Annotated in this window: 7 protein-coding genes and 1 pseudogene; 3 read left to right on the plus strand and 5 right to left on the minus strand. The window is 63.0% G+C overall.

Features of this window, described 5'->3' with window-relative positions; translation table 11 throughout:
* The 5 genes from EV665_RS29580 to EV665_RS29600 form a co-directional block, all read right to left on the minus strand.
* Window positions 1–936 (minus strand): ABC transporter permease, encoded by a 936-nt coding sequence (locus tag EV665_RS29580; RefSeq protein WP_133036893.1) that lies wholly within the window; start codon window positions 934–936, stop codon window positions 1–3.
* Window positions 929–2503, minus strand: coding sequence for a sugar ABC transporter ATP-binding protein (locus tag EV665_RS29585; protein WP_133036894.1), 1575 nt, complete (start codon window positions 2501–2503; stop codon window positions 929–931). Before EV665_RS29585 ends, EV665_RS29580 begins: the two co-directional genes overlap by 8 nt.
* Window positions 2500–3666, minus strand: coding sequence for a levoglucosan dehydrogenase (locus EV665_RS29590; protein ID WP_133036895.1), 1167 nt, complete (start codon window positions 3664–3666; stop codon window positions 2500–2502). The genes EV665_RS29585 and EV665_RS29590 overlap by 4 nt, the downstream gene beginning before the upstream one ends.
* Window positions 3667–3773: 107 nt before the next feature.
* Window positions 3774–4895 carry a substrate-binding domain-containing protein gene (locus EV665_RS29595; RefSeq protein WP_133036896.1) on the minus strand — a complete coding sequence of 374 codons (1122 nt, stop codon included), beginning with the start codon at window positions 4893–4895 and terminating at the stop codon, window positions 3774–3776.
* A 45-nt stretch (window positions 4896–4940) separates the two neighbouring features.
* Window positions 4941–5753 (minus strand): sugar phosphate isomerase/epimerase family protein, encoded by an 813-nt coding sequence (locus tag EV665_RS29600; protein WP_133036897.1) that lies wholly within the window; start codon window positions 5751–5753, stop codon window positions 4941–4943.
* A 187-nt stretch (window positions 5754–5940) separates the two neighbouring features.
* On the opposite strand from EV665_RS29600, the gene EV665_RS29605 reads away from it, so the two are divergent.
* The 3 genes and pseudogenes from EV665_RS29605 to EV665_RS32975 form a co-directional block, all read left to right on the plus strand.
* Window positions 5941–7293: an ROK family protein gene (locus tag EV665_RS29605; RefSeq protein WP_133036898.1), complete on the plus strand. Its 1353-nt coding sequence runs from the start codon at window positions 5941–5943 to the stop codon at window positions 7291–7293.
* Between the two features lie 10 nt (window positions 7294–7303).
* Window positions 7304–8335: a substrate-binding domain-containing protein gene (locus EV665_RS29610; RefSeq protein ID WP_133036899.1), complete on the plus strand. Its 1032-nt coding sequence runs from the start codon at window positions 7304–7306 to the stop codon at window positions 8333–8335.
* Between the two features lie 55 nt (window positions 8336–8390).
* A pseudogene (locus tag EV665_RS32975) lies at window positions 8391–8510 on the plus strand (AraC family transcriptional regulator); the annotation flags it as partial.
* Window positions 8511–8602 lie beyond the last annotated feature (92 nt).

An 8602-nucleotide genomic window follows, 5' to 3' on the forward strand; every position in this document is an offset into this window, starting at 1 on the left:
TCAGCTCCGCTTCTGGCTAAGGGCGACGGCCAGGATGATGATGCCACCGCGGGCGATCAGTTGTTGGCTGAATTCGAGCCCCATTAGGATGAGGCCGTTGTTGATAAGGCCGATCATCAGGGCGCCGACGATGGTACCGATCACGGTCCCCTTTCCGCCGAAGAGGCTGGTGCCGCCAAGCACCGCTGCAGCGATGACCGAGAGTTCGTCCCCCTCCCCGAGCTGGAAGCGGCCGGATTGCAGGCGCCCCGCATAGAGCATCCCGGCGAGCGCTGCTGCGAGTGAAGAAATGACCAGTACCTTGAACTTGATCGCCTTCGTGTCGATGCCGGAATAGCGTGCGGCCGTCTCGCCTCCGCCGGTTGCCAGCACGCGTCGGCCAAAGCCCGAGCGTCGCAACACGATATGTCCAATACCACCGAGGACTGCCATCCACAGAAGCAGCACCGGGAACGGCCCGATATTGCCACCGCCAAAGAGCCAGGAATAGCCGGGCGACAGGATCGGCACAGCGGCCGTCGCCGATATCCACATGGCGACGCCCTTGGCTATGCCCATCATGGCAAGTGTGGTCAGGAAGGACGGAATGCCTATGCGGGTGGTGAGCCAGCCGTTGAACATGCCGACGGCAAGCCCCGTGGCGATGCCAGCACCGACGCCGACGATCGGACCGCCTGTGGCGATGCCCATCGCGACCGTGACCGTCGCAAGGCCTGCGACCGCGCCGACCGAAAGGTCGATCTCGCCCGCCGAGAGAACGAAGGTCATGGCGATCGCCATGACGGCGATCATCGCGGTCTGCCGCACGATGTTGAGCAGGTTGTTGGGATTGAGGAACCCCTTGTCTGCGAGGGTCACGGCAAAGACGAGGAAGATGACGACGAAGCCGATATAGATGATGTTCTGGCGCCAGTTGGCGAAGAAGGCGTTAGCCATGGGAAACCTCCTGGACCGCTAGGGCCTTCTGAATTTCGATCTGGAGCCGCTGTTCGGCGGCCTGGAGACGGTGGGCAAGGTCATCGGCGGGCACGGATGGATCTTCCAGCGCCTCGCGCGGCAGATCCTGGTGCACGCGCCCATCAGCCATGACGAGAATGCGATCGCAGGCGGTCAAAAGTTCTGACAGCTCGGACGAGATCATGATGATGCCTTTGCCGGCGGCTGCGAGTTCCCGCACCAGGCGGATGATCTCGGACTTGGATCCGATGTCGATGCCTGCGGTCGGCTCGTCGAGGATGAGGATGTCGGGGTCGGCGGCAAGCCACTTGCCGATGACGACCTTCTGCTGGTTGCCGCCCGAAAGCGTCGAAACCGCATGGTCACGGCTCGCCGTCTTCACGCGTAGGCGCTCGATTTGCGCGTCCGTCAGGTCGTTTGCCGCCTTCTTATCGACGAGGCCACCCTTGGACAGCCTGTCGATGACGGCGAGGATCATGTTGGAGGCGACGGAATGGGCGGGGATGATGCCCTGCGTGGCGCGCGCTTCCGGCACCAGCGCGACACCGGCGGCAATCGCATCGCCTGGCTTGCGGATCGAGATGGCGCGGCCCTGGATCCGGATTTCACCCTTGGCCACCGGGTCGATGCCGGCCATGACCCGCGCCAGCGACGAACGGCCCGAGCCGAGCAGGCCCGCGAGCCCCAGCACTTCGCCGCGATGCAGCGTCAGGGAGACGTTCTCCGGCTTTTGGCGGCCACTGACATTGTCAAGTTCCAGCAGCACGTCACCTTTCACGGCCACGCCGCGCTCGACGTCCGACAGCCCCTTCGAACGCCGCCCGACGATGTGTTCGATCATCGTGTCGATCGGCAACTCGCTGAGCGGTGCGGTGATGACATGCCGTCCGTCGCGCAGGATCGTAGCGCGGTCAGCAATGCGGGCGATCTCGTCCATGCGGTGGCTGACATAGATGATGGCCACGCCCTTTGCCTTCAGCTTGCGCAGGAAGACGAAGAGGCGCTCGACATCGGAAACGGCGAGCGCCGTCGAAGGTTCGTCCAACACCAGCACGGTCGCATCCTGCGATATGGCCTTGGCGATCTCCGTCAGTTGCTTCTGACCGGCACCGAGATCGCCGACCAGAGCCTTCGGATCAACAAAGACGTCGAGCATTGCGAAAATGTCCGCCGCACGCTTCTCCGCCTCTTGGTCGTCAATGAGCCCCGTGCCGGCGCGGTATTCTCGCGTCAGGAAGATGTTCTGCGCCACCGACAGCGTCGGGACGAGGCTCATTTCCTGGTAGTTCATGGCGATGCCGGCAGCCCGGGACGCCTCAGGTGAATGGGTAGACAGAGGCGCGCCACCGACCTCGATTGCGCCCTTGTCCGGGCGATGCACCCCGTTCAACACCTTGAGGATCGTCGACTTGCCGGCGCCGTTGCCGCCCAGCAGCGCATGGACCTCGCCGGGCATGACCTCGAAGGACACGTCGTCCAGCGCACGCACGCCGCCGAAGGTCTTGGATATGCCGGTCATGCGGACCGCAGCGGCGCTCGCGCTCATCCCACCTTCTCCCACAGTCCGGTTTCGCCGGATCGGATGAGGGCGTCGGCGACGAGTTCCGTCAGCAGGCCGTCCTCGAAGTTCGGGCTCGGCTGCCGGTTCTTCGCGATGGCCGAGAAGAAGTCGTAGCATTCGACGATCTTGGTTTCCGAATAGCCGATGCCGAGACCGGGGATCGGCCAGAGACCGTTGCCATAAGGATGCGCGGGGCCGGTATAGACGGTGCGGAAGCCGCGGGCATCCGCCGGGTCGTCGGCGAACATGACTTGAAGCTCGTCGCGGCGCTCGTAGTTGAAGTGGATCGAGCCCTTGGTGCCATGGATTTCCAGGGTGATGAAATTGTTGCGGCCATAGGCGTTGCGGGTGGCTTCCAGGCTGCCGATTGCACCGCCCTCGAATCTCAGCATCGAGATGACCTCGTCATCGACATCCACCTCGCCGCGTTCGGCATCTGTGGCCTTTTCCGCCGCACCGAGCTTGTCGACGCCGCCCTGCTGCAGGGGTCGGGTCTTGTTGTAGGTCGTCGTGATCGCGTTCACCTCGGCGATCGGGCCCACGAGATAATGGGCCAGATCGACGACATGGGTGGCGATGTCACCGACCGTGCCGGAGCCGGCGATCTTCTTCTGAAAGCGCCAGGACAAAGGTGAATCCGGATCGGCGGACCAGTCTTGCAGATAGGTGCCGCGGAAATTCAAGATCCGGCCGATGCGCCCCTCGTCGATGTACTTCTTGGCAAGCGCCACGGCCGGCGTGCGGCGATAATTGAAGGCCACCATGTGAATGACGCCGGCGGCTTTCACCGCGTCATGCATCGCCCTCGCCTCTTCGACGGTGCGGGCAAGCGGCTTTTCGCAGATGATGTGCTTGCCGGCCTTGGCGGCTGCAATGGCGATCTCCGCATGCACGTTGTTCGGCGTGCAGATATCGACGACGTCAATATCCGGCCGGTTGACGACGGCGCGCCAGTCAGACGACGCTTCGTCGAAACCGTAGCGAATGCGCGCCTCCTCGGCCATGCCGTCGGTCACGTCGACGACAACCTTGCGGTGGGGAATGGCCGGTGCGGGCCAAAAGAACATTGGCATGGAGGCATAGGCCATGGCATGCGCCTTGCCCATGAAGCCGCCACCGATCATGGCGACGTTCATCACTTTGGTCATCGGTTTTCTCCTGAAAAACGCTCGCCCCTTGGGCGCCAAGTTCGATTACCGGCAAAAGCCGGATCGTGTCGGATACGGGGCGCGAGAGGCGCCCCGTATCCAGCGGATCACTGTCCGAGGCTCGTCTTGATGTTGTCGGTCGCCTCGGTGGAATAGACCGCCTTCCATCCGTCGAGTAGCGTGTCGCGCGTCACCGGAAGGGCGGGCAATGCAACAAAGGCCGGCGCGTCCTTGCCGAGCAGCGCATAGCCGGCCAGCTTGGCTTCGACGACACCGGCATCATAAGGCCGCTGCGCACCGAGCCCCTTGACGAAGCCGCCCTGGGCCATCGAGATCGCCACGTTTTCCCCGAGGTCGATGGTGGTGATGACGAGATCGTCACGGCCCGCGACGCGTGCTGCCGAAATCACGCCTTCGGCCGGCACGTCCCAGACCGCCCAGATACCCTTGATGGTCGGATTGGAGGTGAGGATTGCAGATGCCGCTTTTTCCGCATCGCCCGAGAAATCAGGTCCACCGATGCCCTGCTCGGCCACGATCTTGATATTGGGATAGTCGGAGGCGATGGTCGCCTTGAAGGCATCGTAGCGTTGCTTGGTGACGAAGAAATCGGCGGCATGGAACACGAGACCGATATCACCTTCCCCGTTCAGCGCCTTCGCCATCAGATGCCCCGAGGCCACGCCATTGCCGTAGTTGTCGGCAGATACAACCGACACATAGTCCTTGCCGGCTTCAAAGCCTGTCGGCACATTGTCCATGAAGACGAGCTTGGTGCCAGCCTCTGCGGCTGCCTTGTAGGCCGCGGCCGTCGCTGTCGGGTCCGTCGGGATCGAGACGATGATATCAGGCTTCTGCGCCATGATGGTCTCAAGGTCGGAGACCTGTTTTTCCGGCTTGAAGCCGGCATCGGTCACTGCAAGCACCTTGATGCCCATCGCGGCGAACTGGGTCTGAAGGCCGTTGATCTGGGCGCGGGACCAGTCGTTGCCACCGTAGTGCATGACGATCGCGGCCGTCGCATTCATGCCCTTGATCTTCGCCAGTTCCTCGTCGGTCAGGGTAACATCGGCGGCTGGCGAGGGATCTTCGCCCGACGGTCCCTTGGACAGGACTGTTTGCTGGAGCGCGGCCAGGGCGCTGTCAGGATCGGCCAAGGCCGGCGCTGAATAGGTGCAGGCAAGCGCCAATACGGCGGCAGTGCCCAACAGGGTTCTTCTCTTCATCATCACTTTCTCCTCCCGAAAGTGGGGCATGGGCCCCGGTCGCGGCCGTCAGGCCGATTTGAGATAGGTCATGCTCGCCTTCGCACCTTCGAGTGGGTCAGACCATGAATCGAGCTCGGTGCAGACCCAGCCATCGAAGCCAACCTCCCGAAGGGCCGCGATGATGTCGTTCGTCGGCACGTCGCCGCGATCGATCGGTGTGAAGGCGAAGGGCTCCTTCTGGAAACCCTTGAGATGGACATAGGAGATGCGCGCTGCGTGCTCGCGGACGAGTGCGGCGGGATCCCCTCCGGCAGCGGCGAGATGGGCCGTGTCCGGGCAGAAATGAATGCCAGTGAGCGCGAAGATCTTGCGCACCTCGGCCGGCCCCTCGACGATGGTTGAAAGATGCGGGTGGTAATGGGCGGTGAGGCCGCGCGCCTCGGCGATTTCCTTCACGCGGTCGAGCGCGGCCGCAAGCTTGTGATAGTCAGCCTCGCGAATACCGTCGAAGCGCTTGGCGCCACCGCCGACGACCAGATGCGGGGCGCCGAGCTCGGCGGCGCGATCGGCCGCGCGGGTCACCCGGGCCAGTTCCTCCGGCAGAATGTCGTCGAAGATGAAGTTGCCGCCGGCATAGGTCGCCACGAGCGTCAGCCCGTTGTCGCCGAGCAGGGCCTGCATGTCTTCCACGCCAAAATCAAGAAGGTTCCCGTCGAAGAGCTCGACGCCCTCATAACCCGCCGACGCGATGTCCGCGAAGGCCCGGCGCATGTCGCCAAAGGTGCGGTAGGCGAGATTGGTGATTGACGTGACGCCGACCGCATCTCCGCCAAGGCTGCCCCAGCAGTTCGCATGATAGGCGAGCTTGAAGTTCGACATCGGCGCCTCCTCCCAGTGACCGTGTTGATGTGCGAGCTGTCTTACGTCCATAAAAAGTGCATGTCAATTATTTAACTGCATAACTAGCCATTCTTTTGCTTTTTTAATGCAAAAGATGAATGTTGCCAGTCGAAAGTCTCCGATTTAAGAAGGATGGAGAGGGCGAATCCGCCGGAAGGAAAAGGTTATGGCGACGACGGCATCTGCGGCGAATGACGCCGCTCCCCGCCGCAAAGGTCGGCCGCGCGTCACCGAGACCGCGGCGCCGAGCCTTGTCGAAATTCTCAATCTGGTGCGGACAGAACAGGCCACCACACGCCAGGAAATCGAGCGCCAGAGTGAACTCGGCCGCGCGGTAGTCGCAGACCGCTTGGGTACGCTCGGCGAACTCGGTCTGATCGACGAAAGCGAACTCGGCGCCGCATCCGGTGGGCGCGCGCCGCGCCTTGTGCGTTTTGCTGCAGATCGTGGCCGTATCCTCGTTGCCACGCTCGACCAAACCGCGCTCGGCGTCGGGATTGCCGATCTCGGCGGCTCCCTGCTCATGGAGCATCACGAGGCGACCGAGCTGAGCCAACCAGTGTCGGCCCTCGCCGATCGTCTGGTCACGCTTTTTCGCTGGATCCTCGAACGGCATTCGGACATCCAGCTCTACGGCATCTCCATTTCCGTTCCAGGCGCCGTCTCCGACGGTGCCGAGACGCTTTTCCAACGCGCCACGCCTGGCGTTCTGCCCGGCTGGGAGAGTTTTCCGCTTGTCGAAACACTCGTTGGGGCCTTTGATGCACCCGTCTGGCTCCGTTCAAGCGTCGAGACCATGACGATGGGCGAACTGCATGCCGGAGCCGGGCGCAATCAGCGCACCATGATGTTCGTCAAGGTCGGCAAACGCATCGGGGCCGGGCTGGCAAGCGACGGAATTCTCTTTCGTGGCGCACAGGGGGCTGTTGGCCTCATCGGTTCTGTTCCGGTCACTGTCGGCGACAGGACGGGCACGCTGGAGGCGATGGCGGGGTCGGACCACATTGCCCAGGATGGCAGGCTGGCAGCAGAAAACGGAACCAGCCCGATACTTGCCGAGCTCGTTCGACGCGGCACCGAGATCACGGCGCTGGAAGTCGCCCAGGCCGCACAGATGGGCGATGCCGCCGCCATCGATATCCTGGCCCAGAGCGGCCGGCTGATCGGTCAGGTGGTCGCGACGCTCGCCAACATGCTGAACCCCGCGCTTATCGTGCTGTCCGGCTCGATCGCGCAGACCAATGACATTCTTCTCGCCTCCGCGCGGGAGGCCATCTACGGTGCCTGCCACCCTCTCGTCAGCCGCGACATGCAGATCATCCGCTCCCAGATGGGCAGCTCTTCAGGTCTTGTCGGGGCCGCAATCGTTGCGTCCGAGGGGCTGTTCGCACCACCGATGCTGAAAGACTGGATCATGGCCGGGCAGCCTCAGGCGCATCCGCTTTTCCAGGAGATGAAAAAAGAAATTGCCCGGCGAAAGGTCATCAAGGGGGATATGGTCCGGCCGCCGGATATGTGAGGAGGATTGAATGACGATCGCGGGTCTCGGCCCTCATGGGGAGCGGGCATCGGCGCCCGAGCGGGTTTTGCTGCTGCCAGAGGACATGGAGCGGGCGCGAGCCAGCGGCTTGCGGGTCGCGGTCGTGCTGCACACGCTTGAGAGCGACTGGGCCAAACAGCAGCTTTCCGGCATCATCGGCATGCTCGGCAATTGCGGGGTCGCTGTCATTGACGTGATTGACTGCGCCTTCACGCCGGAGGTTCAGATCGAGGCGCTCGGGCGGCTGATCGAAGAAGCACCGGATGCCATCATATCCCTGCCCGTCGCCAATTCGAAAGTGGCAGCGGCGCATGCGCGCGTGTCTGCAACGGGCATCAAGCTCATCCTGCTCGACAACGCACCGACCGGGCTTCTTCCAGGAAAGGACTACATCTCCCTCGTCTCGGCAGACAATTTCGGCCTCGGCAAGATCGCGGCTGAAGGTCTGTCGCCGCATCTGCCTGATGGCGCGGAGGTCGGCGTGCTCGGCTACGACGCTGATTTCTTCGCGACCAACGAGCGGGAAATCGCCTTCGTGAAATGGATGCAGATCCACCGTCCGGACGTCACGCTGCGAGTCCAGCGGTTTCCGGCCCTGTCGGCAGTTGCCGCAACCACGCGCACGCTTGCCGAAGCCCATCCGGATCTCGCCGGCTTCTTTGTCGTCTGGGACACGCCGGCAATAATGGCCGCCGGCGTTCTCAAAACGCTCGGGCGCAAGATTCCAATGACGACCGTAGATCTCGGCCATGCGGCGGCGATCGGGCTTGCTGCCAGCGATCCCCTCGTCGCGATTGCCGCCCAGCAGCCGTTCCGCCAGGGTGAGAGCGCAGCCTCCATTACCGTAACCGCGCTTCTCGGCAGGCCGGCCCCCGACTGGGTCGCGCTTCCCGGCCTTGCAGTCACCGCAAGCAATGTAGTGGAGTGCTTCCAGACCGTGTGGCGGGCGCCGGCACCCCAGGAAGTTCTCCGAAGGCTCAGGCTCGTCGGCCTGAAGGCTTCCGATCAACACCCGTCTTGAGCGGGCAAGCTCTTTCAAACTTGTAGTTTCTGCGGAACAACCTAATATTTAAGCAATGTCGAATGCCCTACGCATCGCACGTGGTCGCTTCGGGAGAGTGGCGCTGCTGGATATGGATCGGCCCCTGGTGCGACACGCGCATCCGCATTGCCATGTGCTGTTGAAGGTCGAGGGGAGGCGTCGCCTTAACCGGCTGGTGCGGATCGAGGCAATAGTCTATCGGCATGACTGACGATGCGTCCGCCCGATACAAACGCCACCGCTTTC

The organism is Shinella granuli (assembly GCF_004341885.1).
In the GTDB taxonomy this organism is placed as follows: Bacteria; Pseudomonadota; Alphaproteobacteria; order Rhizobiales; family Rhizobiaceae; genus Shinella; species Shinella granuli.